We start from the raw sequence: 25,161 nt of genomic DNA on the forward strand, positions 1-25,161 counted from the left end.
CCTACCCTACACGCTGCCTGCGCCCGGCGTCTGTGCCGGATTGGGCGTGATAAGGATTCCGGTTCATCCGTTGTGAAACAACGGGTTCACCCGACCGGAGGGGGAAGGAAAAGCGGTGACGGAGCGAAGCGGAGGCGCTGAAACGGATCATCCGGAATCCGTGTGAGCAATGGTGCAGACACTTTTCAAGCGTTGCGAGTGGCCCATGGAAGAAAGGTCGTCTGGGCCGCCCAACTCGCTTCCCCCCTCCCGACCTCTGCTGCGCAGCTCTGTGAGTCCCCCACGAGCGGGAGGGGAAAAACACCGTGTTTGTCAGGCTGTCCTGTGTGAAATGCTGAAACTGTCCGCACCATCGGTGAGACGGCTTCGGAAACATTCCGCCACGCCTGACGGAGTGTTTTCGACCGGACTGGCCCAGGTGCGCAGCAGAGGAAGTGGAAGAACATACGGCTGTCCGCGCATTGGGCTGGCCCAGCGCCGAAGGCGGGCAACACCCCGTTCTCTCTTGGATGTTCCGGCAATGGACGGTGGTCCGTAGGGGCGGGCCACGCCATGCGCAAGCGGGCGCGCTCCCGGTGGGGAAGCGCGCCCGCTGGTGACAGGGGAGGCGGAGTGGGCTGTGGGCTGGCCGCTCAGCCGTCGTAGGGCCGGCCCAGCGCCTTGGGCGCGCGGCTGCGGCCCGTGAACACCAGGGCCAGAATGGTGATCAGGTAGGGCAGGGCGCTCACCAGGGCGGGCGGCAGCAGGTCGGTGCCGCCCAGGGCAATGGACAGCGCCTGCAGGAAGCCGAACAGCAGCGTGGCGGCCAGCACGCCCAGCGGCTTCCACTGCCCAAAGATCAGGGCGGCCAAGGCGATAAAGCCCGCGCCCGCACTGATGTTGCGCACGTACGAATCCAGGTTGCCAATGCTGAGGAACGCCCCGGCGGTGCCGGCGAGCACCCCCGAGAGAATCACGGCGCTGTAGCGCATGCGCTTGACGTTCACGCCCATGCTGGCGGCGGCGCCGGGCTGCTCGCCTGTGGCGCGCAGGCGCAGGCCGTAGGGCGTGCGGTACATCACGTACCACGTGATCGCCACCGCCAGAAAGGCGAAGTACACGGGCGGCGAGAAACGCAGGTCACCAAAGCCCCACAGGGGCAGGGCATTGGCCACCTTGGGGCTTTCGTTGGACACGCCGTACAGGGCAGTGAGCAGCACGGCGGGCACCCCGTTGGCCAGCAGGTTGATCGCCGTGCCGCTGATGACCTGATCGGCGCGGTAGCGGATGCTGAGCACGGCGTGGATGGCCGCTATCAGGCCGCCCACCACCGCTGCGGCCAGCCAGCCCACCCAGGGGGCCGCGGCCCCAAGGCTGGGCCCGAGCAGTTCCGCGACAACCGCGCCGGCCAGCGCGCCGAAGATAATCAGGCCTTCCAGGGCGATGTTCACCACGCCGGCGCGCTCGCTGAACAGGCCCCCCAGGGCAGTGAGCAGCAGCGGCACAACGCTGCGGATAAAGGTGGCCAGAAAGGCCGTGGTCAGAAGCTGTGCGAAAAGGCTGTCCATTTACTTGCTCCCGTCGTTGGGGATGTGCATCTGGCGGTGCGCGACGGCGTTGGTGGCCATGTTGGGCGCCGATGAGCTGGGCCCACTGAGGGCCGCGGCGGGCGGCTCCGTGATACGCCGGCTGAGGAACCCGCCGGCCGCGATAAACAGCACGATCAGGGCCTTGAGCACCGTCACGATGTCGCTGTTGACCTTCTGCAGCTTGGTGGTCACGTTCACGCCGCCGGTGTCCACCGTGCCGAACAGCACGCTGGCGGCCACCACCCCGGCCGGGGTGCTCTGGCCCATCAGGGCCACGGCGATGCCGTCAAAGCCCACGTTCACGGGCATGTTCTGCTTCAGGCGGTACTGGTCCAGCGCGCCGCCGTTGACGTAGTGCGTGCCGGCAAGCCCCGCGAACATCCCGGCGATGGTCATGGCCAGGATGGTGTTGCGGGCCACGCTGATGCCGCCGTATTCCGCGGCTTTGGGCGACAGGCCCACGGCGCGCAGGGCGTACCCGGTGGCGGTGCGCCACATCAGCACGCCGAAGAGGGCCACGCAGGCCAGGGCAATCAGGAAAGCGCCGTTCAGCTGGCTGCCGGCCACCTCCACCGGAATCCCAATGCGCCACGTCAGCGCGCCGAGCACCACGGCCGCCGCCGCCGCGATCAGCGAGCGCAGGCGGTGGCCGCGCATGGCGATCCGCGTGATGAAGAACGCGGCGGCAGCCACCAGCAGCCCGATGCTCAGGGCCACCGTGCCGTTCTGGCCCACATTCAGCACTTCCAGCAGTGGCCGCAGCTGGGCCTGCCCCTGAATCAGTTCACTCTCGGGGTTGGAGCCTTCGGCCTTGAAGGGCAGAGGATAGGTCTTGCCCAGGAAGGGGTAGGTTTCGCTGCCGATCATGAAGATGAAGATGGCCGAGGCAATGTAGTTGAGCATGATCGTGTTGATCACTTCGCTGGAGCCAAAGCGCGCCTTGAGGAAGCCGGGAATGGCCCCCCACAGCGCCCCGCCCGCGCCGGCAGCCAGCACACTCAAGATCAAGAGGCCCCAGCCCAGGCTGGGCGGGCCATAGACGCCCACCAGCATGGCCGCAATGGCCCCCATGGTCAGCTGCCCCGGCGCGCCGATGTTAAAGAGGCCCGTGCGAAAAGCGAACGCCACCGACAGGCCCGTGAAAATCAGCGGGGTGGCGAGTTTCAGGCTGTCAAGCAGCGACTGCACCGCCGTGACCGGCGCAAACAGCGAGGAATACACGAAATACACCAGGTCGGTCTTGGCCAGCCAGCCGGTCCAGAGGGTCAGGGGCGCGCTGCTGGTGTTGATGGCGGGCTGCACCGCCAGCACCACGGCGGCCCCCACCAGAATGGCGAGGCCAATGGCCGTAAAGGGCACGAGCAGGGCGCGCAGGCGGTTAAACGTCTCCCACCAGCGCGGCACGTGGCTCAGACCGGCGCCGGCGGCGATCAGGCCCGCCAGGGCCGGCAGAAAGAGGCCCAGGTTCATGCCGCCGCTGGCATAGAAGTTGCGCAGCTGCCGCTTGGTGCCGGGGCGCAGGGCGGTGTCGGCCAGCACGCGGGTGGTTTCGGTGTCCAGGGCGCGTCCCAGCACCAGCACCGCCGCGGTGGCCAGCACAAAGGCCACCAGGGCCGGAATCCAGAACCAGCGTGCCCGGCGCCACGCGCCGAAGAGGGTGGCGGCCAGGGCGGCCAGGGCGCCCCACGCCAGCGGTAGCACCGCGCCGCTGGGGGGCAGGGGAATCTGGGCATTGCTGGTCAGGTTGTACACCGCGCCGCTCAGATGAAGCAGCGCCGCGTCCGCGTCGCCCCCGCGGCCCAGCGTGGCAAGGGGAGTGAGCAGCAGCCCCAGAATGGCAACCGCGCTGACGATCATGGCGATCCGCGCCGCGACGCCAGACGGGCGAGAGTGAGAATCGTGGGTCACTTTCCTATTGTACGCGGTGCCGGTGAATTCCGGCCAGAGGCCGGGCAGTGGGGGAAGCGGGGGGAAGCGGGTCTGCTATGCTGCCCCGTGGTATGGAACGCACCTTTGCCATGATCAAGCCCGACGGCGTGCGCCGCGGCCTGACCCCCGAGATTCTCAAGCGCATTCAGCACAAGGGCTACCGCATTGTGGGCCTCAAGCAGATGGTGATTGCCCGCGAAACCGCCGAGGCCCACTACGGCGAGCACAAGGAGCGGCCCTTTTTCGGTGAGCTGGTGGACTTCATCACGGGCGGCCCCGTGGTGGCCATCGCCCTGGAAGGCGAGAATGCCATCGCCGGCTGGCGCGCCATGATGGGCGCCACCAACCCCGCCAACGCCGCTCCTGGCACCATCCGCGCCGACTTCGCCACCACCACGGGCGAGAACGTGACCCACGGCAGCGACAGCCCGGAAAGCGCCCAGCGCGAACTGGCGCTGTTCTTCCAGGACGGCGAACTGCTCGCCTGAAGCGCGCCCCTGGGCAGCGGTCCGTCCCCCAGTGGGGGTGGGCCGCTGCGCGCTGCTGGGCGGCGTTTTCTGCGCCCATGGGGCCCGCCCCATGTACTACTATGAACGCTGCTGCGCGGACGCCGGGCCAGAGGTGTGGTCCAGGTGCCCGCTGCATCCAGGACCCCACATGAACCCACGGATCGGGACCCCACAGCCCAGCGGCGGGCGCCACCAGCGTGCCTGACTCTCTGCCCCAGCGGTTGCACCGCAGCCGGCAGGTGGCCGTGGTCACGTCCTGCCTGGCGTATGTGCTCTACGCCCTGCTCACGGCGCTGATTGATCCGCCGGGGGCTTTTCCGGTTGCCTACAACGTGCCCAAATACTGGGCGGCGCTCGTGGCGCTGGGCACCGTGGGCGCGGTGGTGTTCTCGCCCGCCTCCCTGCGGCGGATCTACATGGTGACCACGGCCGGGTATGTCCTGGCGGCGGTGGTAGAAATTCCGCGCGCGGTGGCCTGGGGCGACATGCCCATGCACCTGAGCCTGTGGCTCACCATGAACATTCTGGTGTCCTATCTGGTGTTTGGCTCGCGCTTTGGCACGGCGCTGAACATTGCGGGCATTGCCATCATGCTGGTCAGTCTGGTGGTCAATGGCCCGGTGGCCGCGCCCAATCTGGCCGACTGGGTCACGGCCAGCATCGTGATGGGCGCCACCGGGATCATGGCGTACGTGCTCATGTCGTTTATTGAAAACAACCTCTCGCGCCACCGTGAAGACAATGAGCGTCTGCGCGCCGCGCGGCTGGACGCCGTGACCGAGGTCATGGGGCGCGGCGCCATCGAAGAGGAACTGGAACGCGCCGTGCAGCACGCCGCCCAGGCCCGCACGCCGCTGAGCATCATCGTGACCGACATTGACCACTTCAAGCGGGTCAATGACGAGCATGGCCACGCGGTGGGCGACGATGTGCTGCGGGCCACGGCCAAACGGCTGCGGCGCAGCGTGAGCGGTTCGGGCGGCCTGGTGGGGCGCTGGGGCGGCGAGGAATTTCTTGTGCTGCTGCCCGGCGTGGCCAAGACCGACGCCCTGGCCGTGGCCGAGCGCCTGCGCGGCGAGGTCAGCGCCGAGCCGGTGGCCGGGCTGCAGGTGACCGCCAGCTTCGGGGTGGCCTCGATGCGCGGGCCACACGATTCGATTGACGCCATTTTCAGCCGCGCGGACAGCGCCATGTACCACGCCAAGCGCGCTGGCCGCAACGCCGTGCGCTGACAGCGGCGGCCCGTTCCACCCTGCGGCCAGAAAGTGGCTGCTCACCTTCATTGTCCGGTCCTGTCTGTGAGGGTCTTTGCGTTGCCCCAGGGCGCTCGGGGTCCCGTTCTGAGTGCCCAGATGAGGGCGACGGCGGAACTGCACGGCAAAAGCTGGAACGCTGCGGGAGGCAGGCCAACAGTGCAGATACCCGCGCCGGTAGGCCCCCGCTGATCTTTGGCCCGGCCAGCGATGTGGGCCCGGGTTCCGGTCCTCGGGGTTACGGCGAAAAGGCGCGCAGCAGGGCGGGGTCATTCTGGGTGACATACCCCCGGGTCAGAATGCGCAGCCCCGTCTTGGTGGGCAGAATCAGGGTGTCGGCCAGCCGGGAGCCGGGGGCGGGGCGCAGGCCGGGGCCCAGGGGTGTGTTCACCGAACGCGCGCCGCTGCCCGCCAGGGCCTGCGCGCTGAAGCGGGGCGTGCGGATGTCCAGCATCCAGCTCAGGGGGCGGGCGTCACTGTCGTAGACCACCACCACCTGCGCGGCGTCCAGGGGTGGGCGCCGTGTCCAGGTGGTGCGGCGCTGGCCCACGGGCACCCGCTCGCGCAGATCGGCCTGGGCGTCGTAGGCGCCGGTGGCCGTAAAGAGGGTGCGGGCCACCAGATCCTGGGCGCCCCCGGCGGCCGGCTTGCACCCGCCGAGCAGGGCCGCCGTGAGCAGGGGCCAGACAAGAACGGGACGGACACGCATGCGCCCCACCGTATACCACGCCCCCGGGGCCGATGTGGGGGCATCTGTCATGCCCAGGGCCGTGCAAGCATGCCGCCATGCCCCTGCACCAGCCGCTGCTGCTTCTGACCGGGGCGCTGCTGCTGGCGCTGCTGGCCCTGGGCCTGCGGCTGCAACTGGGCTGGAGCCAGAGCCGGGTGCGCTGGCCCCACCACGCGCTGTTCTTCGCGGTCTGTGCCGGGACCCTGCTGGCCGCCGTGCTGGCGCAGCTGGCCGGGCAGCGGGGCTGGGCGCTGGGGCCTGCGCTGGCCCTGCTGCTGGCCATGCCGCGCACCCGCCCTGGGCGCAGCGACCACTGGCGCCGGGCGCTGGCCTGCGCTGGGGCCTACGGGCTGGGGGCGTGGCTGGCCTGGGGGTAGGGACAGGGGGCCAGCGCGCGCCCTGCTAGCCTGACCGCCATGAACCTGATAGACGGCATGCTGGCGCGGCGCACCACCAATGGCCCTTTTCGGCCAGAGCCGGTGAGCCGCGAACACCAGCACCTGCTGATGCGGGTGGCGCAGGCCGCGCCCAGCCATTTCAATTCGCAGCCCTGGCGCTTTGTGCTCATTGAGGAGCGCGCCACCATTGAGCGCGTGGCCCAGATTGCCGGCCAGAGCATGACCGAACTGATCGAAGCGGGCGTGTTTTTCGAGCGGTACCGCCGTTACTTCCGCTTCTCGGAAGCCGAGATGGACGCCCGGCGCGACGGCATTCACATTGACCACCTGCCCGGCCCCCTGAAACCCTTTACCCGGCAGGTCTTTTCCGACGCGGGCCTGAAACTGATGCGCCAGCTGGGCGTGCCGAGGAAGCTGGGCGAAGACAACCGCAAGCTGGTGGCGGGAAGCCCCCTGCTGCTGGCGGCGCTGCTGGACAAAACCGAATACCGGCCCGGCGAACTCAGCGGGTTTTACTCGGTCTTTGGCCTGGGCGCCGCCATGGAAAACATCTGGAACGCCGTGGGGGCGCTGGGGATGGGCATTCAGTTTGTCAGCACGCCCATGGAGATTCCCCGGCACTGGCAGGCCCTGGGCGAACTGCTGCAGGTGCCGCCGGACCTGGAACTGATGGCCGTCTACCGCCTGGGGTACCTGCCCGAGCAGGGGGCCCGGCCGTCGATTGACTGGAGCAGCCGCCACCGCAAGCGGCTGTCGCAGTTTGTGTTCCGCGAAACCTGCGCCGTGCCGGAGCAGGACACGCAGGGGCCACAGGGTGCCTGAATGGGGCTGGCCGCCGCGAACGAAGCTCCGCTCAATGGGGTGGTGAAGGGCCGCGCCCCCTGGCTCTAGGGGTAAGTCATCTGGCGCTGTGGGGTGGTCATGAGCGGGGGCAGCCCAAGCGGGCAGCGCGCACGGCTGTGCCCTGGGTCCCGCCGGGTTATGTCCTGCAGGGGCCACAGGGTCCGGTGACCCATTGATGGTCGGTGGCTGCGGCGGTATGGGCCCCCAGATGGGCGGCTGGCACAACAACCGGGGCGCCAGGTCCAGTGACCGCAGCGGCGGGCACCTGTGGAGCCAGGGGGGCCGGCCACAGCGGAACCGCGCAGGGCGGCATGGGTCAGGGCATGGGCGGCCAGACCAGCTTCCGGGGGCGCGGCCCCAAGGGCCAGCCGCGCCGTGACGAGCGTATCCGCGAAGTGGTCAGCGACATGCTCAAAAACCACCACGAACTCGCCGCCAGCGGGCTTGGGGTGCAGGTGCAAAACGGTGCGGTGAACCGGAGCGGCACAGTGATGAACCGCCGCCAGAAACAGCTGCCCGAGGACTGTTTGGACGGCGTGCGCGGAGTACACGGGTCCACAACCAATCTGCGTGTCTAGAGCCAGCAGGGAACGGGCGCACCGGCATGGCCCAGCCCCAGACGGGCCAGCGCCAGCGCCGCGCCTGGGTGCCGGACGCACTGGCGACGCCAGCGGCACCCACCGCGGGACGAGGAGTCGAGGGGAAAGGCCAGCGCGGGGCCTGCCTTTGGTCTGCGCCTGGGCTCGGCTGCGGTGGGACAGGGGCTGCCGGTCAGCTCAGGAAATCATGCGGGGACGGTTCAGGGCCGCGTGCTGCATCAGAAGCAGAAAACCGGCGCTGTCGGCGGCAAGGCGGCCGGCGGCATGCAGGGCGCGCAGGGTCGGCAGGTGAAACCAGTTGCCCTGCTCATCCTGAATCAGGTCGCGGCGGGTGAAAGAAACTGCCTGTAAAGAGGTGCCGATGTCGTCCATACGCACTCCCGCTCACCCTCAAGAAAACATGAGGGAATGTTTAAGTGCACTCAATGTTTCACACATCTTCTGTCTGATCTCTGACAGGGCTGGACAAGGCAGGCGCGCGCCCCGCCACAACTCTTTAGTTTCCCTTCAGCACAGGGCCCTAGGCGGGCCCAGCCGCAACGCGCACAATGCCGGCTGGAGGTTCCACATGACCGAAACGACTGCACCCGCCGCTGCCAGCGGCACCTTCAACATTGGCGGTGACCTGAGTGTGAACCGGCTGGGCTTCGGCGCCATGCGTGTCACCGGTGAGGGCGTGTGGGGCGATCCCACCGACCGCCGCGCGGCCCTGGACACCCTGCGGGCCCTGCCCGAACTGGGCGTGAACCTCATTGACACCGCCGACAGCTACGGCCCGGCGGTCAGCGAGGAACTGCTGCGCGAGGCGCTGCACCCCTTTGACACCGTGGTGATCGCCACCAAGGCCGGCCTGACCCGCACCGGTCCCAATGTCTGGATTCCGCTGGGGCGCCCGGAGTACCTGAAGCAGCAGGCGCACCTCAGCTGCCGCCGCCTGGGCGTGGAACGCATTGACCTGTGGCAGCTGCACCGCATTGATGTCAGCGTGCCGCGTGACGAGCAGTTCGGCGCCATCAAGGAACTGATGGACGAGGGCATCATTCGTCACGCCGGCCTGTCTGAAGTCAGCGTGGAAGAAATCGAGGCGGCCCGCGCCGTGTTTCCGGTGGCCACCGTGCAGAACCTGTACAACCTCGTCAACCGCAAGAGTGAAGACGTGGTGGATTACTGCGAGCGCGAGGGCATTGGCTTTCTGCCGTGGTATCCGCTGGCCGCCGGTGGGCTGGCGCGGCCCGGCAGCGTGCTGAGCGACGTGGCGGGGCGGCTGGGAGCCACGCCGTCGCAGGTGGCGCTGGCCTGGGTGCTGCGGCGCAGCCCGGTGATGCTGCCCATTCCGGGCACGGGCAAGCGCAAGCACCTGGAAGAGAATGTGGCGGCGGCGCGGCTGAGCCTGTCGGATGAGGATTTCCGGGCGCTGGATCAGGTGGGGCGGGAGGAGTGGGCGAAGCAGGGGGGATAAGGGCTTTCGTGTGGACGGCGGTGGGTGTTGGCCTGCTGCCGTTTTTTTGTGAAGGTGTCTGGGTTTGCCCCACCCCCCAGCCCCCTACCCCAGAGGGGCAGGGGGAGTTTTTCCGCTGCGCTCGGCAAACGTTGACTGGCGCGGTAGGGTTGTCTGGCTTCGCCCCGCGTTGTACGCCGTGGTCCGCCTCCGCCCATCGCCCCACGCCCGCGCGCTGCGCGCCAAAGAGCGAGTGAGCCTACGTCACCGAACCAAGATGAGCGAGGGGCCGCCCCCGAGCGGGTGGGGCCACGTTCGACGGCTTCGTCTGGACCTGGGCGGTGGCGGGGCAAGGCGTCTTGGTGCGGCCCAGAAAGTTCTACTTTGAAAAGAGAAGGGGCGACGGCTCGCTTCTGGCGCGGCCTCTTTTCTGCTCAGGATAGGTAGTTCTTCGACAACTTCTCTGTGGGATGAAGGCAGACTTTTAGAGTTCCTGTTTGCCCATGAAGAACTCCCAGCTTTTTCCCAAGGTGGGGGGCAACTTTGCGCACGGTCTGGGCGGTGGGGGGACGGCAGAATGCGCCGCATGACGTTTTCCGCTCCCCTGTTGCGCGCCGTGGTCACGGGCACGCCGCCCTGGTCGGCCCCGCAGAGTCAGGTGCGCGAGGCGGCGCGCACGCTGTTTCCGCGTATGGCGGCGCGGCCGGGCCTGCTCGAGGTGTTCGACAACGCGCAGATTGACACCCGGGCGCTGGCCCGGCCGCTGGAGTGGTACTTGTCGCCGCGCCCGTTCAGCGAGCGCAATGCCGCCTTTGTGGAAGAGGCCCGCGCGCTGAGCGTGCGGCTGGCGCGGCAGGCGCTGCAAGAGGCGCAGGTGGCCCCGGCCGAGGTGGACGCCGTGGTGCTGGTGAACACCAGTGGCATCAGTGCGCCCAGCCTGGACGCGCACGTCATCGAGGCGCTGGGCATCAGCCGCCACGCCGTCCGGTTGCCGGTGTGGGGGCTGGGGTGTGCAGGGGGAGCAGCTGGGCTGGCCCGCGCCGCCGATCTGGTCCGTGCAGGGTTCCGGCGGGTGCTGTTCGTCGCCGTGGAACTGTGTAGCCTGACCCTGCTGGCCGGTGACGAGTCCAAGAGCAATTTCGTGGGCACGGCGCTGTTTTCCGATGGTGGCGCGGCCCTGGTGCTCACCGCGCCGGATGTGCCGGGGCCGCCCTCTCTGGCCGAACTGTGCGGCGCGTTTTCCACCCTGATCGAAGACAGCGAGGACATCATGGGCTGGGACGTGGTGGATGACGGCCTGAAAGTGCGCTTCAGCCGCGATATTCCGGCCCTGGTGCGCGGCATGATGGCGCAGAACGTGGCGCAGGCCCTGGCCGCCCACGGCTGGACGCGGCAGCAGGTGGGCACCTTTGTGATTCACCCGGGCGGCGTGAAGGTGCTGGCCGCCTTTGAAGAGGCGCTGGCCCTGCCCGCCGGCACCCTGGACACCAGCCGCGCCGTGCTGCGCCGCTACGGCAACATGAGCAGCGCCACGGTGCTGTTCGTGCTGGCCGAGGCGCTGCAGGCCCGCCCCCAGGGACAAGGTCTGCTGACCGCCATGGGCCCCGGCTTCAGCGCCGAACACGTGCTGCTGCGCTTCCCGGCAACTGGGACTTAAAAAGGAAAAGACGCCGCCGGGGAACTTTGACCCGGCGGCGTGGTGTTGACTTGGCGCGTACTTAACCGTTGTTCTCGCGGCGTTGGTCCTCGTCGCCTTCAGCCATGCTGTCGGCCACGTCGGGGTTGGCCAGCAGGCCGCCTTCTTCCTTGCTGTGGGCGGGGTCGGTGGTGCTGCTCAGCTGCTCCATCTGCGACACGCCAACGTTCGGTTCATCGGCCGGGGTGTGGCCGGGTTTGCCTTCGCCCATCGGGGGACCTCCTGGGGGTGGGGGCGGCTTAGCGCCGGAGGTTCTGGGGTTGCGCACCGTCCAGTTCGCCCCGGACCTCCTGGGGGGTCTGGTCGGCCTGCCGGGCGTGTTCCTGCATGGTCTGGTCCTGCACGTCCTTGATGTCGCTCAGGTCGTCGGTGTCCTTGGTGCCGCCCTGGGGGTGAGATTTGTCCGTCATGGGGTGCGCGCCTCCTTGTGGCCTGAAGTCTGTGGTAGTTCGCCTTCCAGCGTAGGCCCAGGGCATGAAGGTCAGCCCCCGCCCAGCTTCATCGAGGATTGGGCATTGGGCGGCAGGTGATGGGAGAGGGCAGGGCGCAAGTGCTGGGCCTGCCTCGCTGTCCCGGAGAGGATCTTCAGCGGTCGCACTGCACCTGCCCGCGCTAGCAGAACAAAAAGAAAGACCGCCGCTGCGCCAGGGTTCAGCGCAGCAGCGGCCTGGAAGGCGGGACTCTCCCCTTTACTGCCCCTGGCCCATCGAGAAGCCGGGCACGCCGTCAAAGGTGTAGAGGTGCTCGGTCTTGATGAAGTCCAGCCCGCTGTCCAGCAGGCCCGAGAGCAGCGCCACCACGTCGGCGTGGGTGACCTCCTGGCCTTCGGCGGCCAGGAAGCGGCAGCGCCAGTGGTCGGCGCGGCGGGTTTCCTGCTGGCCGCCGGGCCACACCTTCACGCCCCGGTTGGTGATCATGTTCAGGCGCAGGGCGCCGGTCGCGTGGGCCTGTAGCTTCTCGGCCAGAGCCTGGGGGTCGCGGTCGGCCTCGGCCCACTCGAAGAACACGTCGGTGCCCACCAGCGTCTTGGTCACGTCGCGCCGGCTGGGGGGGGCGGCGGGCAGGGCCAGCTGGCCGGGGCTGCGGCGGGCGGCGGGCAACTGCGCCGGCACCTGCCCCAGCCGCGCAATCACGGCGTCAGCAAATTCGCGGGTGCCCACCTTTTCCTTGGTGTGCTCGCCGGCAATGTCTGGGGTGTGAATGCCGTCTTCCAGGGTGCGCAGCCAGGCGTTCTGCACCTGTTCGGCCACCTCGTGCTGGCCCAGGTGCCCCAGCATCATCACAGCCGCTTGCAGCAGTCCGCCGGGGTTGGCGAGGTTTTGCCCGGCAATGTCGGGCGCGCTGCCGTGAATGGCTTCAAACAGCGCGAAGCTGGGCCCAATGTTGGCGCTGCCCGCCAGCCCCACGGAGCCGGTGATCTCGGCGGCCACGTCGCTGATGATGTCGCCGTAGAGGTTCAGGGTCACGATCACGTCGTAGCGCTCGGGGCGGGTGGCCAGGCGCGCGGTGCCGATGTCAATGATCTGGTGTTCCTGGGCGATGTCCGGGTACTCGGCGCCAATCTCGCGGTAGACCTCGTGAAACAGGCCGTCCGTCAGCTTCATGATGTTGTCCTTGCTCAGGGCCGTGACCTTCTTGCGGCCGTGGGCGCGGGCATATTCAAAGGCGTAGCGCACAATGCGCTCGCAGCCCTCGCGGGTGACCAGTTTCAGGCACTGCACCACCTCGCGGGTCTGGCGGTGCTCAATGCCGGCGTACAGGTCTTCTTCGTTCTCGCGGATGATCACCACATCGGTCTGCGGGTGCAGCGTGGGCACAAAGGGCGCGTACGCGCGGCAGGGGCGCACGTTGGCGTACAGGCCCAGCGTCTTGCGCAGGGTCACGTTCAGGCTCTTGTAGCCGCCGCCCTGCGGGGTGGTGATGGGTGCTTTCAGCAGCACGCCCGCCGCGCGCAGGGTGTCCCAGGTGTCGGGGGTAAAGCCGCTGGTGTGGCCTTCTTTGTACACCGCCTCGCCCACGCGGATGGGCACGGGCTGAATGCGCGCGCCCGCCGCCGAGAGCACGCGCAGGGTGGCGTCCATGATTTCCGGGCCAATACCGTCGCCGTGGGCAACAGCCACGGGCACAAGCGCGGTGTGGTCGGTGGGGGCGGAGTGGTGGGAATCAAGCGTGGCCTGCATCATGGGGTGCCTCCGGGTCATGCGAAACTTAATACACGAAAATGATGTCGCATGTTTCGTGCTAGTGTCAAGGCCCCTATGGCCGCGCCTGTCCCTGCCCCCTGGACCTTCCTGACCAACCACACCCATGTGCTGCTGTGCCTGGACCGCTTTCCTGGCGACACCCTGCGCGAGGTGGCGGCCCGCGTGGGCATTACGGAACGGGCGGTGCAGCGCATCGTGCGCGATCTGGAAGAGGCCGGGGTGGTGAGCCGCGAGCGCCAGGGGCGGCGCAACACCTACCGCATTCAGCACGCGGCGGCGCTGAGGCACCCCCTGGAGGCGCACCACACGGTTGGGGAGTTGCTGACTTCGCTGGGGTAGAGGCTGAACGCCGTCTGCTCTGGGCGCCCGCCCCCACCGCCGGCAAAGACCGGGCCCCAGGTGAAAAACCCGGGGCCGGTGGTTTTGGAACAGGAATTCGCTTTCCCGCTCTACCCTTTGACTTCGGCCACCAGATTCAGCACGGCGCGTTTCAGATTGCCCGCTTCCGGTCCCTCGGCCAGCACTTCGCCGGTCCCCCCGTCCATCACGCGGGCCTGCACGCGGGGCTGTTCGCCGGGTTCCACCACGATTTCCAGCCGCTGCCCCGGGCCCAGGGCCTGCGCGGCATAGTTCAGGCACCACTCGGCCCAGTTGACCTTCTCGGGCTGCGGCGCGTTGGCCTTGGCCTCCTGCTTTTCGCGGTAGGCCTGGGTTTTCTGCTCGGCCTGGGTGCGCGCCACCTCGTAGCGCTGGGGCACGCTGAGGGACTCAAAGGGCACCTCGTCGCCGCTGTCGGGGTGGTACACGGTGGTCTCGGGCGCCAGCTTTTTCACCACCCCGGCCATGATCCGCAGTTCGGCGGCCGGCGGCGCGTCCTCCCATGGGGCGGTTTCGCTCGCGGCCTCAACCAGCCGCGCCACCACCCGCTGCTGCTCGGGTTCCAGCTCGGTCACGATATTTGCGGCGGCCTTCATGGCGCGCGCCTGCCGTTCGTTCTGCGGCTGCACGCCGATGGGTGAGAGGACCTTCGCCACGTTCGCGGCGTCGATCAGGCGCCCGGCCTGCGGCAGGCTAAAGCCCCAGCGCTCCTGCAGGTACGATTCAAAGCTCTCGTGGGTGGCGCGGTAAAAGGCGTTGTCGCGGATGTCACTTAGCGCCTGCCCGGTGCGCTGAAAGTCGCGCAGGCCGTCGCGCACAGTCTGTTCCAGGGCCTTTAAGCGGGCCGATTCGTGGGGCTCCAGGGCACCGGAGCCAGGGGTGGGGGAGAGGGTGGGGGCCATCACGCCCACTCTGCCACACCTGCTCTGTCGTCCCCAAGGTGGTAACAAATTGCGGGGGTCGCGTGCCTGTTCCGGTAACGCCCGCCCACACGCCCAACATTTATGATGAATGGACCGCCCCCCGGGGCAAGGAGGAACCACACTCATGGCGATGAACCTGTTCGGAACGCGCGACGTTCTTACCACGCAAGGCGGCCGGCCGCTGTACTACTACAACCTCAACAAGCTGCAGGCCCAGGGCCATGACATCAGCAAGCTGCCCGTCAGCATCAAGGTGCTGCTGGAGAGCGTGCTGCGCGAGGCCAACGACTACGATGTGCGCCGCGAAGATGTGGCGACCGTGGCGGGCTGGAAGCCGGTCAACGAGGAAGTCGAGATTCCCTTCAAGCCCGCCCGCGTGATCCTCCAGGACTTCACGGGCGTGCCCGCCGTGGTAGACCTCGCGGCCATGCGCTCGGCGATGGTGAAGCTGGGCGGCGACCCCAGCAAGATCAACCCACTGATTCCGGTGGACCTCGTGATTGACCACTCGGTGCAGGTGGACGAGTTCGGCACCGACTTCGCGCTGGCCAACAACATGGCCCTGGAATTCGAGCGCAACCGCGAGCGCTACGAGTTCCTCAGATGGGGCCAGCAGGCCTTCGACAACTTCGGCGTGGTGCCCCCCGCCAGCGGCATCGTGCACCAGGTCAACCTGGAGTACCTCGCCAAGGGTGTGCAGAGCCGTCCCGAGGACGACGGCGTGGTCGTGTACCCCGACAGCCTCGTGGGCACCGATTCTCATACCACCATGATCAACGGCCTGGGCATCGTGGGCTGGGGCGTGGGCGGCATTGAGGCCGAGGCCGTGATGCTGGGCCAGCCGATTTACATGCTGATGCCCGAAGTGATCGGCTTCAAGATCACGGGCGCCATGCCCGAGGGCGCCACCGCCACCGACCTCGCGCTGCGCGTGACCGAAATGCTGCGCCAGAAGGGCGTGGTGGGCAAGTTCGTGGAGTTCTACGGCGCCGGCCTGAGCAACATGACCCTGCCCGACCGCGCCACGATTGCCAACATGGCCCCGGAATACGGCGCGACCATGGGCTTTTTCCCCGTGGACGACGAGGCGCTGCGCTACCTGCGCCGCACCGGCCGCCTGGAAACGGAAATCGAACTGGTTGAGCAGTACTACAAGGCCCAGGGCATGTTCCGCACCGACGAGACGCCCGATCCCGTTTTCACCGACCACATCGAACTGGACCTTGGCACTATCGTCCCCAGCCTCGCCGGCCCCAAGCGCCCCCAGGACCGCGTGAATCTGACGGACATGCACACGGTGTTCAATGAGGCCCTGACCGCCCCCGTCAAGGCGCGCGGCTTTGAACTGCCCGAGAGCAAGCTGGCCGCGCAGGGCACCATCACCGGCACCGACATCAAGATCGGGCACGGCGCGGTGACGCTGGCGTCCATCACCTCCTGCACGAACACCAGCAACCCCAGCGTGCTGATCGCCGCCGGTCTGGTGGCCAAGAAGGCCGTGGAACTGGGCCTGAAGAGCAAGCCCTGGGTCAAGACCAGCCTCGCCCCCGGCAGCCGCGTGGTGACCGAGTACCTGGAAGCCGCTGGCCTGCAGCGCTACCTGGACCAGATTGGCTTCAACACCGTGGGCTACGGCTGTATGACCTGCATCGGCAACTCTGGCCCCCTGCCCGAGCCCGTGGTGGACGCGATCACCGAAGGCGATCTGGTGGTGGCCAGCGTGCTCTCCGGCAACCGCAACTTTGAAGGCCGCGTGAACCCGCACATCAAGGCGAACTACCTCGCCTCGCCCCCCCTGGTGGTGGCCTACGCGTTGGCCGGCACGGTTGTGAACGACATCGTGAACGACGCCATCGGCACCGCCCATGACGGCCGCCCCGTGTACCTGAAAGACATCTGGCCCACCGCCGCCGAGATTCAGACGGTCATGGACAGCGCCATCAACGCCGAGATGTTCAAGAAGGTCTACGACGGTATTGAGAAGAGCAACAAGGACTGGAACGCCATTCCGGTGTCCGAAGGCGCGCTGTACAACTGGAACGCGGACAGCACCTACATCCAGAACCCGCCCTTTTTCGACAACCTCGCGGGCGGCCCCAGCGAGATCGTGAGCATTGAAGGCGCGCGCGCCCTGGTGAAGGTGGGCGACTCCGTGACCACCGACCACATCAGCCCCGCCGGCTCCTTCAAGGCCGACACCCCCGCCGGCAAGTACCTGACCGAGCGCGGCATTCAGCCCAAGGACTTCAACTCGTACGGCTCGCGGCGCGGCAACGACCGCATCATGACGCGCGGCACGTTTGCCAACATTCGCCTGAAGAACCAGCTGGCCCCCGGCACCGAAGGCGGCTTCACCACCGACTACACCACCGGGCAGGTCACGAGCATCTTCGACGCCGCCCAGAACTACAAGGCCAGCCACATCCCCCTGATGGTGTTTGCCGGCAAGGACTACGGCATGGGCTCCAGCCGCGACTGGGCCGCCAAGGGCACCTTCCTGCTGGGCGTGAAGGCCGTCATCGCCGAGAGCTTTGAGCGCATTCACCGCTCGAACCTCGTGGGCATGGGCGTGCTGCCGCTGCAGTACAAGAACGGCGACACCGCCGAGAGCCTGGGGATTCAGGGCGACGAGGTCTTCGACGTGCTGCTGCCCGCCGACCTGAAGCCCCGTCAGGACGTGAGCCTGCGCATCACCAAGGACGGCCAGAGCCGCATTGTGACCGTGCAGTGCCGCATTGATACGCCCGTGGAAATCGACTACTACAAGAACGGCGGCATTCTGCAAACCGTACTGCGCAGCATCCTGGAACGCAGCAAGAACGAAGTGAAGGCGTAAGCCCCTTCAGCATGACCCCCCTCCCATTGCGGAGGGGGTTTTTCATTTGCCGTCCAGACGCTCAGGCAGCTTTAGATGGGATGCTGGCGGCGCCACTCAAGCAAGCCGCCCTGTTCCAGTCGCTGCTGCACCTCTGCCATTCTCGCCGTGTCGCTGAGGTCAAAGGTCGAGATGCCGCAGAGTTCGTTGTAAAGCCAATAATAATCAAGTCCAGACGCTTGGCTGACATTCGAAGCCAGAGTACGGTCCGAAGCGTCCTCGTAGAGGGCAGCGAGGACATAGTGGAGATTTGCCCTGAGTTCGTCTGCGGAAAAGGACTGCTTGAGGATGTCCGCTAGTTCAAGTGTCATGTCAGAACCCCTTTCAAAACGTGACGCCTTCATAAATGAGTTCCAACATGAGTTCGACTGGGGGGCACGGCAACTGTATACGCTCCGCCACAACCTCAAAAACCCAGCCTTCCGGGGTGCGGCGGTAGAGGGCAGCGGCCCGCCGGGCACTGTCCACCATCAGGTAAGCCTGCAAGGAAGGCAACTCGCGGTAGCGCTCTGCCTTGTAATTCTGATCCGCCGCGCGGGTGCTCTCGCTGAGCACCTCCACGATCAGGCAGGGGGCGGTTTCGGTGTACTCGTCCTCGCCCGGTGGGCCGCAACTCACCACCAGATCAGGGTAGTGGTAACGGGTGGGGGTGACGCGCACCTTCATGTCGCTCTGGAAGACCTGGCACCCCGCCCGGCGCGCGGGGCCGTGCAGCGCCACATGAAGATTACTGGTGATGATGTTATGCGCCCGGCTGGCCCCCGCCTGCGCGTACACGAAGCCGTCAATGTACTCATGCCGTGTGGGACTGTCCCGCTCGGCGCGCAGATAGTCCTCCAAAGACACGAGCTTGAAGGCGGCATCGGTCATGGGAACAGTGTAGACCTGCGCCCCAGGTCAGACCGTCACAGGTTCACGCCGGGTAGGGTGAACTTTGACCCGCCTTAAAGCCCCACGTACCGGTAAATATCATCCACGTTCAGCGAGACACCCAGGCAGGGCAGGTCCACGCTGGTGTCAATGACATCTAACTGCCATTCAGCCCCAACCCGGCGGTGGAACTCCACGCCGCGCGCTTCGCTGTCCACCAAGAGGTACCCCTGCAGGCTGTCCAGGCGGCGGTAATCGCTGGCCTTGAACGACTCGTCCACGGCGCGGGTGCTGGCGCTCAGGATTTCGACGATCAGGCAGGGCGTGGTCTCGACCTCGCCCACCAGGTTGGAGTCGCACACCACCACGAGGTCGGGCAGGTAGTACCGGGGGCGGCCGTCACGGTAGACGCGCACCTTCTGATCGCTGGCGTACGACCAGCAGCGGCCATCGGCGGTGGCGGGCAGCAGGACACGCTGAATGTTGCTGGCAATCTGGTTGTGGGGACGGCTGGCCCCGGCCTGGGCGTACACGAAGCCGTCCACGAACTCCCATTTGCCCTCGCGGGGCCCGTCCCAGCGCAGGTATTCCTCCTCAGTCATGGTGCGGAAGGCGGGCTCCGTCATGGGCACAGTGTAGGTTGTGGCCGCACCTTCAACCGTTACAGGTTTACGCCGTCATAGATCTCGTCGAGCGAGAGGGTCAGGTCCACGCACGGCAGGGTGATCTGGCCCTGGCCCTCGGCGTAGGCGTCCCGCCAGCCCTCAGCGTCGCGGCGGTACAGGCGAACGGCGCGGGTGGCAGTGTCCACCAGCAGATACCCTTGCAGGCTGGGCAATTGCTGGTAGGCCCAGAGCTTTTCCCGGCGGTCTGTGTCACGCGTGCTGAGGCTCAGAACTTCGGCAATAAAACAGGGGGCCTCCGTATACCGGGCTTCATCCGCCATGTCCTCACAGGTCAGCACAAGGTCGGGGTAGTAATAGCGTGTGCCCAGGGCGTCAGCCCGAACCCGCATGTCGCTGACGTAGACCCGGCATCCCTTCTGACGGGCAGGGCGGTGCAGCGCGGCCACCAGATTGGTGCAAAGAAGACCATGTTTGCTGGTGGCGCCCGCCTGGGCCACTGGCCCATCCTCGCCGTGCAGCGCGTACACGAAGCCGTCCACGTATTCGCGCTTGAACGGGCTCACTTCTTCCGTGCGCAGATACTCGGCCTCGCTGATTTTTTTCAGGGGCGAATCTGTCATGGCCTCAGTGTACCCAGGGCGCCGCGCGCTATCGTGGCCCGATGGGTCGGAAAGAACGGGCGCAGGCAAGTTGGACGGAGGACGCGCAGGAGCAGCCGCAGGACGTCTGCGTGCTGTGCGGGCGGGAGGGCGAAATGACCGACCACCACCTGATACCCAAGTCGCAGGGCCGCCGCCAGGGCGTGAAACTGGGCCAGATTCCCACCGTGAAGATGTGCGCCGCCTGCCAGGGTTTCCTCTCCAAAACGTTCAGCAACGCAGAACTGGCGAACGAGTTGAACACCGTAGAAGCCATCCTGGCACGCGAGGAAGTGCAGAAGTTCGTGAAATGGGTGCAGAAACAACCGCTCAGCCGGGGCGTGCGGGTGCACTGACCCCCAGAGGAAGCTGGGGTTATTCGCCCGGTGAATGCCGCCCGGTGGCCCCCACCGGCCCGGCCGGGCCCCGCACCACGTTTTGCCGCTTGCGAATCACCTCGACCAGTTCGTAGATCGCCGCGTTCGTCTGGTCCTGCTTCTGGGTGGTGGCGGCCAGCCCGGCCAATAAGGGCGCCAGGGCCGCGCGCAGTGCCGTGTCGTCGGGGGCCGGGGCAAGCGGGGCAGTCGAGGCCGGCCGCTCGTGAAAGCCGCGTGTCAGTTCGCGCAGCAGGGGGGCCAGCCCTTCGCGCAGGGCGTCGGCCAGCGGTTCAGCCGAGGGTGGGGGAGCGGTGGGGGCCGGCATGGGCGTTTGCCGCGTGCCCAGCCCCTGCAGGCCCTGGGCAATATCGGCCAGCTGGGCCACCATGCGCGCGCCGGTGTCGGCGTCGTCGCCGCCCATCGCCTTGTTGCGGCGGTAGTCGGCCTTGATCGCTTCCCAGCGCGCGGCCTGCTCGGGGGTCAGGGTGCCGCGCAGTTCGGCCAGCTTCAGCAGGTTTTCCTCGGCGCCGGTGGTCAGCAGTTGCGCCTCGCCCTGGTAGTGGTCGGTGACCACCTGATCCACCTCGGCGTCGGTCATCACCGCGCTGATTTTCTCGGCCAGCTTGTTCATGTTGCGGTAGCTGCCCTGCAGCTTGAAGGGCGGCTCGGTGCGGTAGCGGTCGTCCTGGGCGGCGCTGGCGATGTACTGCGCGTTGATGCGGGCCAGATCGTCCCGCACAGCCAGCAACTTTTGCAGCGTGCCCACGATCTCCTCGACCTCGGCGGCGGAATACGGGTGAGAGAGGTTGTTGGTGCTGACTTCCTGGCCCTGGGCGCGGTTCACCAGCAGGTACAGGTCGTTCAGGTCGCGGGTTGCCAGTGGGGCCAGCACCGGGTTGCTGGTCAGGCTGTTTTCGAGGTACGAAAGCCGGAAAGCGTCCTCCATGCCGCCCAGCACGTCGCCCAGGTTGTAGATATCGGCGCGGTTGGCCAGCATATCGGGGATCTTGAAGACCTCGCCGGATTCGGTGTAGGGGTTCCCGGCCATGACCACCGCGAACTTGCGCCCGCGCAGGTCGTAGGTTTTGGGCTGGCCGCGCCACACGCCCTCAATACGGCGGGTGCCGTCGGTCAGCGAGATGAATTTCTGCAGGAATTCGGGGTGGGTATGCTGAATGTCGTCCACGTACAGCATCACGTTGCCGCCCATTTCCAGGGCCAGATTCAGCTTCTCCAGTTCCTGGCGGCTGCCCGCGTCCGGGGCCTGGGCCGGGTCCAGCGAGCGCACCTCGTGGCCCAGGCTGGGGCCGTTGACCCGCACAAACACCAGGCCCAGGCGGTGGGCCACGTATTCCATCAGGGTGGTTTTGCCGTAGCCGGGCGGCGAGATCAGCATCAGCAGGCCCATCAGGTCGCTGCGCTTGCCCTCGCCGGCCGTGCCCATCTGCTTGGCGAGGTTGTCCCCGATGATCGGCAGGTACACCTCTTGAATCAGGCGGTTGCGCACAAAGGAGGTCAGCGGCCGGGGACGCAGTTCGTCCAGCCGCAGCCGGGCGCGTTCCTGCGCCGTGGCCTCCTGCCGCGCGGCCTGATACCGCTGGAAGCCCGGCAGGAAGTCGCTGCGGTGGCGCTCCAGGCGGGTCAGCAGGTCGTCCGGGGCCACGGACAGCGTGCCGCCCTGAATGCGCGGGTGCCCGCTCAGCAGCCCCGTGACCTGGGTGCCCAGGGGCACGTCGCGCACGGTGTGGGACACGGCAGCCCCGAACAGGCGCAGGGCCGCCGCTTCGGGCACGGCGCGGGCCAGCGGCGCCCACGGCGGCGCGGCGCACAGGGCGCCCAGCCAGTGGCGCAGCAGCGCCCAGCGGCCCGCAAGGTCGCCCTCCAGCTGCGCCAGCGAGTGGGCCAGGGTGCCCTGCAGCCCGGCCGTCTGCAGCTGGGTGTCCAGGGCCGCGTTCAGGTCGGCGGCGGCCTGTGAAAAGCTCAGGGTGGGGGCGGGGGCCTTTAACTCGTCGCCCAGGAAGGCGGCGGCCTGCCGGGCGTCCAGCGGCGTGTGGGGCAGCCCGGCCCCGGTCAGGAACGCGGCCACCTCGGCGGCCAGGGTGCCCAGCGCCGTGTCCAGCGCCTCGCGGCGGCCAAACAGCGCGTGCATGGCGTGGGCGTTGCCAAAGGCCACGTGCCAGTGCGCGCGCCGCGCCGGGTGTTCGGCCCAGTAGGCGGTGGCCAGGGCGCGGGCGGCAGGCGGGTAGACCAGGGTGCCCGCCGCCTGCAGCAGCGGGAGCAGCGCCTGCAGCAGCCGCGCGGCGTCGTGGTCGTGAATGCCTTTCTCGTAGCCCTCGCGGTAGCGGGGCGCGGCAAAGGCGGCCACCGTGCGGCTCAGGTCGTCGGGGCTCAGGGCGTGCAGCCCGGCCAGGGTCAGGCCTTCCTGTCCGTCCTGGGCGGCGCGCAGCACCTCGCCCGCCAGATATTCCGCGCGGCTCAGCTCGGCGGATTCCGAAACCAGGGTGGCCGACCAGTAGGCGCGCAGGTCGTTCAGCGCCGGGTGGTCCAGCGGGTCCAGGTACTCGGTGCCGGTGAGGTGCACCGCCAGGTCGTCGCCGCGTGGCAACAGGGTCAGGTCCAGCGGCTGGGTATTGACGTTAAAGCGGTGACGGCCCAGGCGAATCACGGTGCCGTCGCCCTCGAACAGCTCGGTGCGGTCGCGCAGGCTGCGGGCCGCCTGATCGCGGGCAGCTTTCAGGCGCGCGTCCAGATCGTCGGCCTTGACGGTGTCTTTCAGCTCGCGCAGCCGCGCTGCGAGGTCGCGCACCTTCACGATCAGCGGATCACTGGCAAAAAAGGCGTTCAGCTCGTCCAGCATCTTCAGGCGGGCCGCGCGGCCCCCCAGCCCCGAGAGAATGCGGCTGGCGGCGTCCATGACGCTCTGGGCCTTGCGCTGGCGCTCGTCCTGCAGGGTCTGGCGCCGCGCCTCAAAGGCCTCGCGCACCTCGTCGCGCTTGGTCAGGATGTCGGGCAGAAACGTCTCGTCGTCGCCAAACTGCCCTTCCAGTTCCTCCAGGCCCACCAGGGCGCGCGCCAGCCCCTCCTCGGCCTTTTCGGGGGTGGTGGCGCGGCCCAGGGCGCTGGCCACCGCCTGCGCATACAGGCCAAGCTGCGCGGCAAACTGCGCGGTGCGCTCGCCGGCCCCCAGGGCCTTGCGGGCCTGCTCGGCGCGGGCCCGGACCCCGTTCAGGCGCCCGTACAGGGCCGCGATGGCTTCGACCACGCGGGTGCGCGCGGCAGCGTCCTCCACGGGCAGCGCGCCCAGCAATTCTGAGAGCAGGTCCAGTTCCGCCGACAGCCCGGCCAGGGCGTCCAGGGCCTCGGTGAGGGCGCGGCTGGTGTCGGCGGCGTCGATCTGCGCGGCCAGGGTGTCCAGGCGGGCGGCCAGTGGAGCCAGGGCCTCCGGGGTGTTCAGAAAGGCGCCGGTCGCCAGCCCCAGGCGGGCGTGGGCCTCCTGCACCGCGCTGGTCATGGTGTCCAGCGCCGCAAGGTCCATGTAGCGCCCCTCGCGCAGGGTCAGCAGGCGCCCGCGCAGGGCGTTCAGGTCGGCCAGGGCCGCCACGTACTCGTCAATGCGGGTCCAGTCCTCGGGGCGCACGCGGGCCAGCAGCGCGCGGTGGTCGGCCTGCGCCGCCTGCAGGGCCTGGGCGGCGGCGGCGCGCAGGCTCTGCACCTTCTCGAACTCGTCCAGCACCGTTTCGGTGGTCACCACGATGCCGTGCAGCAGGGTACGCAGGCCGCCCGTGTGCTCGTCGTCGAACCAGCGGTGCTGGTCAAAGAGCCGCCGGGTGGCCCCTTCCAGGCGCGCGTACCGCTCGGCGCTCACCGAGGGGTGCTCGATCTCGCGCGCCAGTTCATAGAGGTTGGACACGCCGCGCACCAGTTCCGCGTTGCCCAGTCGCCCCAGGTACGAGGTGCCGGGCGGGCGGCTGGCGGCGTAGAGGTCGCTGACAAAGGGGGTCTGCCACACCTGCATGGGGTGCACGCGCGTGGGCTCGCCGGATTCGGCGTGGAACAGCACCATCCGGCCGTCGGGCAGCGGGGCCCAGCCGTGGGCCAGCATGGGCGGCTGCACCTCGCGCCGGATCAGGTTGTAGACAAACAGCGCCGACAAGCCGCTGTCTGGCTCGGAAAAGACATACAGCACGTCCTCGCCGTTGGGCGAGCGCACCACGCGGCCCAGGCCCATCCCGGCGTGGGCGGCCTCGAAGGCGCGGTGGTCGCCGCCCTGCAGGTAATAGCCGCCCGGAAAGATCAGGCCGTGGTCTTCGGGCAGGCTCACGCAGGCGCGGGTGATCGCGTCGTTGCGCGTCACCTGCCGGGTCAGGGTGTTGTAGATCAGGCCGCGCCAGACCTTCTCGCGGTAAGGCAGCACCCGCAGCAGAATCAGGGTGCCCACCTGCGCAAATTCAAAGGTCGCGTCGTCCAGCGACTGGGTGCGGTCTTCCACCGGCTCGCTGTAGATGCCCTGGCCGGTTTCGGTGTTGTTCTCCACCTTGATGGTCAGGTCGCCGCCGCTGGTTTCCACGAACAGGGTGTCGAGGATATTCAGGTGCGGAAAGCGCCCGCTGACCGCCTGCTCGCGCCCGGCGCGGGTCCACTCGAAATCGAAGGGAGCCGGCGCCTTCAGGTCGCGCTCGCCCCGGGCGTCCAGATACGTGACCTCGCCCGCCGGGCCCAGGGCCCAGCGAAAGACGCGGCGGTCGCTGCTGCGCTCGCCAATCTGAAAGGCGGCCAGCAGTTTGTCGCCTTGCACGCTCAGGGTCAGCAGCCGCGCGTGCTTGTAGTAGGCGTACAGTTCGTCGAAGTCGCGGGTAAAGGCTGGGTCGGCCAGGAAGGTGCCCTTCAGGCTGACCGGCTCCACGTCGTATGCGCCGCCCACCTCTACCAGCTGGTACAGGCCGAACACGTCCGCCACCTGGGTCTGGGTTTTCAGGCCCAGAAACACGTTGAAGCCGAACAGCAGCTGTCCCCCCACCTGCACCACGCTGCGGCCCACCCCGTTGTGCTCGGTCTGCACCCGGAAGCGGCCCAGCAGGCTCAGGCGGCTGTCCCCGAACTCGGCCACGCGCCCGGCATTCAGGTCGTCGGCCACGCGGCGCAGCTGCGCGCCCTGGGCCAGCAGCCGCTTGCGCAGCACCTCATAGGCGCCGCCTTCGGCCACCGCCTGATCCAGAGACGTGTCGGGGGTGGGCAGGGCAGGGTCGGTCATGGGGAAAAAACCTCAGAGGAAAGGGGAGGAAAGAGGGGAAAGCGGGGCGGGCACAC

The 25,161-nt window shown here is 67.9% G+C and carries 23 protein-coding genes; 10 read left to right on the plus strand and 13 right to left on the minus strand.

Annotated elements, in window-relative coordinates; translation table 11 throughout:
* Positions 1 to 632 precede the first annotated feature (632 nt).
* A complete protein-coding gene (locus tag K7W41_RS17590; RefSeq protein WP_224611360.1) occupies positions 633 to 1,547 on the minus strand; it encodes an ABC transporter permease in 915 nt (304 codons plus the stop codon).
* A complete protein-coding gene (locus K7W41_RS17595) occupies positions 1,548 to 3,476 on the minus strand; it encodes an ABC transporter permease (RefSeq protein ID WP_224611369.1) in 1,929 nt (642 codons plus the stop codon).
* Between the two features lie 92 nt (positions 3,477 to 3,568).
* Between K7W41_RS17595 and ndk the strand changes: the two genes are divergently transcribed.
* Entirely contained in the window at positions 3,569 to 3,985 is a 417-nt protein-coding gene (gene ndk / locus K7W41_RS17600) for a nucleoside-diphosphate kinase (protein WP_224611371.1), read from the plus strand.
* A gap of 218 nt (positions 3,986 to 4,203) precedes the next feature.
* Positions 4,204 to 5,238, plus strand: coding sequence for a GGDEF domain-containing protein (locus tag K7W41_RS23740; protein ID WP_224611373.1), 1,035 nt, complete (start codon positions 4,204 to 4,206; stop codon positions 5,236 to 5,238).
* A 259-nt stretch (positions 5,239 to 5,497) separates the two neighbouring features.
* Here the strand turns inward: K7W41_RS23740 and K7W41_RS17610 are convergent, their stop codons facing one another.
* On the minus strand, positions 5,498 to 5,968 hold the full coding sequence (locus K7W41_RS17610; protein WP_224611375.1) for a hypothetical protein: 471 nt from the start codon (positions 5,966 to 5,968) through the stop codon (positions 5,498 to 5,500).
* 77 nt (positions 5,969 to 6,045) lie between these two features.
* Here K7W41_RS17610 and K7W41_RS17615 point away from each other — a divergent pair, with 77 nt between their 5' ends.
* The 3 genes from K7W41_RS17615 (at position 6,046) to K7W41_RS17625 (ending at position 7,808) form a co-directional block, all read left to right on the plus strand.
* Positions 6,046 to 6,366, plus strand: a complete 321-nt coding sequence (locus K7W41_RS17615) for a hypothetical protein (RefSeq protein WP_224611377.1) — start codon at positions 6,046 to 6,048, stop codon at positions 6,364 to 6,366.
* 39 nt (positions 6,367 to 6,405) lie between these two features.
* Positions 6,406 to 7,209, plus strand: a complete 804-nt coding sequence (locus tag K7W41_RS17620) for a nitroreductase family protein (protein ID WP_224611379.1) — start codon at positions 6,406 to 6,408, stop codon at positions 7,207 to 7,209.
* Positions 7,210 to 7,541: 332 nt separating this feature from the next.
* Positions 7,542 to 7,808, plus strand: a complete 267-nt coding sequence (locus K7W41_RS17625) for a BON domain-containing protein (RefSeq protein ID WP_224611380.1) — start codon at positions 7,542 to 7,544, stop codon at positions 7,806 to 7,808.
* 198 nt (positions 7,809 to 8,006) lie between these two features.
* On the opposite strand, the gene K7W41_RS17630 is transcribed toward K7W41_RS17625, so the two are convergent.
* Positions 8,007 to 8,201, minus strand: coding sequence for a hypothetical protein (locus K7W41_RS17630; RefSeq protein WP_224611382.1), 195 nt, complete (start codon positions 8,199 to 8,201; stop codon positions 8,007 to 8,009).
* Between the two features lie 196 nt (positions 8,202 to 8,397).
* Between K7W41_RS17630 and K7W41_RS17635 the strand changes: the two genes are divergently transcribed.
* Together K7W41_RS17635 and K7W41_RS17640 are read left to right on the plus strand one after the other, a co-directional pair.
* Entirely contained in the window at positions 8,398 to 9,288 is an 891-nt protein-coding gene (locus K7W41_RS17635) for an aldo/keto reductase (protein ID WP_224611384.1), read from the plus strand.
* Between the two features lie 565 nt (positions 9,289 to 9,853).
* Entirely contained in the window at positions 9,854 to 10,924 is a 1,071-nt protein-coding gene (locus tag K7W41_RS17640) for a type III polyketide synthase (RefSeq protein ID WP_380057880.1), read from the plus strand.
* 61 nt (positions 10,925 to 10,985) lie between these two features.
* Here K7W41_RS17640 and K7W41_RS17645 read toward each other — a convergent pair whose 3' ends face one another.
* The 3 genes from K7W41_RS17645 to K7W41_RS17655 form a co-directional block, all read right to left on the minus strand.
* On the minus strand, positions 10,986 to 11,174 hold the full coding sequence (locus K7W41_RS17645) for a hypothetical protein (RefSeq protein WP_224611388.1): 189 nt from the start codon (positions 11,172 to 11,174) through the stop codon (positions 10,986 to 10,988).
* Positions 11,175 to 11,202: 28 nt separating this feature from the next.
* Positions 11,203 to 11,373, minus strand: coding sequence for a hypothetical protein (locus tag K7W41_RS17650; RefSeq protein WP_221089197.1), 171 nt, complete (start codon positions 11,371 to 11,373; stop codon positions 11,203 to 11,205).
* A gap of 279 nt (positions 11,374 to 11,652) precedes the next feature.
* Positions 11,653 to 13,164, minus strand: a complete 1,512-nt coding sequence (locus K7W41_RS17655; RefSeq protein ID WP_224611390.1) for an NADP-dependent isocitrate dehydrogenase — start codon at positions 13,162 to 13,164, stop codon at positions 11,653 to 11,655.
* A 30-nt stretch (positions 13,165 to 13,194) separates the two neighbouring features.
* On the opposite strand from K7W41_RS17655, the gene K7W41_RS17660 reads away from it, so the two are divergent.
* Positions 13,195 to 13,506 (plus strand): helix-turn-helix transcriptional regulator, encoded by a 312-nt coding sequence (locus tag K7W41_RS17660; RefSeq protein ID WP_224611392.1) that lies wholly within the window; start codon positions 13,195 to 13,197, stop codon positions 13,504 to 13,506.
* A gap of 110 nt (positions 13,507 to 13,616) precedes the next feature.
* Here K7W41_RS17660 and K7W41_RS17665 read toward each other — a convergent pair whose 3' ends face one another.
* Positions 13,617 to 14,447, minus strand: coding sequence for a hypothetical protein (locus tag K7W41_RS17665; protein WP_224611394.1), 831 nt, complete (start codon positions 14,445 to 14,447; stop codon positions 13,617 to 13,619).
* 145 nt (positions 14,448 to 14,592) lie between these two features.
* Between K7W41_RS17665 and acnA the strand changes: the two genes are divergently transcribed.
* Entirely contained in the window at positions 14,593 to 17,304 is a 2,712-nt protein-coding gene (gene acnA / locus K7W41_RS17670; protein WP_224611396.1) for an aconitate hydratase AcnA, read from the plus strand.
* A 71-nt stretch (positions 17,305 to 17,375) separates the two neighbouring features.
* Here the strand turns inward: acnA and K7W41_RS17675 are convergent, their stop codons facing one another.
* The 4 genes from K7W41_RS17675 to K7W41_RS17690 all read right to left on the minus strand — a co-directional run bounded on the left by K7W41_RS17675 (position 17,376) and on the right by K7W41_RS17690 (position 19,459).
* Positions 17,376 to 17,654 (minus strand): hypothetical protein, encoded by a 279-nt coding sequence (locus K7W41_RS17675; RefSeq protein ID WP_224611398.1) that lies wholly within the window; start codon positions 17,652 to 17,654, stop codon positions 17,376 to 17,378.
* A 13-nt stretch (positions 17,655 to 17,667) separates the two neighbouring features.
* A complete protein-coding gene (locus K7W41_RS17680) occupies positions 17,668 to 18,213 on the minus strand; it encodes a Uma2 family endonuclease (RefSeq protein ID WP_224611400.1) in 546 nt (181 codons plus the stop codon).
* A gap of 74 nt (positions 18,214 to 18,287) precedes the next feature.
* Positions 18,288 to 18,839 carry a Uma2 family endonuclease gene (locus K7W41_RS17685; RefSeq protein ID WP_224611402.1) on the minus strand — a complete coding sequence of 184 codons (552 nt, stop codon included), beginning with the start codon at positions 18,837 to 18,839 and terminating at the stop codon, positions 18,288 to 18,290.
* Between the two features lie 35 nt (positions 18,840 to 18,874).
* A complete protein-coding gene (locus K7W41_RS17690; RefSeq protein ID WP_224611404.1) occupies positions 18,875 to 19,459 on the minus strand; it encodes a Uma2 family endonuclease in 585 nt (194 codons plus the stop codon).
* A 41-nt stretch (positions 19,460 to 19,500) separates the two neighbouring features.
* Here K7W41_RS17690 and K7W41_RS17695 point away from each other — a divergent pair, with 41 nt between their 5' ends.
* Positions 19,501 to 19,833, plus strand: a complete 333-nt coding sequence (locus K7W41_RS17695; protein ID WP_224611406.1) for an HNH endonuclease — start codon at positions 19,501 to 19,503, stop codon at positions 19,831 to 19,833.
* A 19-nt stretch (positions 19,834 to 19,852) separates the two neighbouring features.
* On the opposite strand, the gene K7W41_RS17700 is transcribed toward K7W41_RS17695, so the two are convergent.
* On the minus strand, positions 19,853 to 25,105 hold the full coding sequence (locus tag K7W41_RS17700; RefSeq protein WP_224611407.1) for a DNA repair ATPase: 5,253 nt from the start codon (positions 25,103 to 25,105) through the stop codon (positions 19,853 to 19,855).
* Between the last annotated feature and the right edge of the window lie 56 nt (positions 25,106 to 25,161).

The sequence above is a fragment of the Deinococcus multiflagellatus genome (genome assembly GCF_020166415.1).
Classification (GTDB): domain Bacteria; phylum Deinococcota; class Deinococci; order Deinococcales; family Deinococcaceae; genus Deinococcus; species Deinococcus multiflagellatus.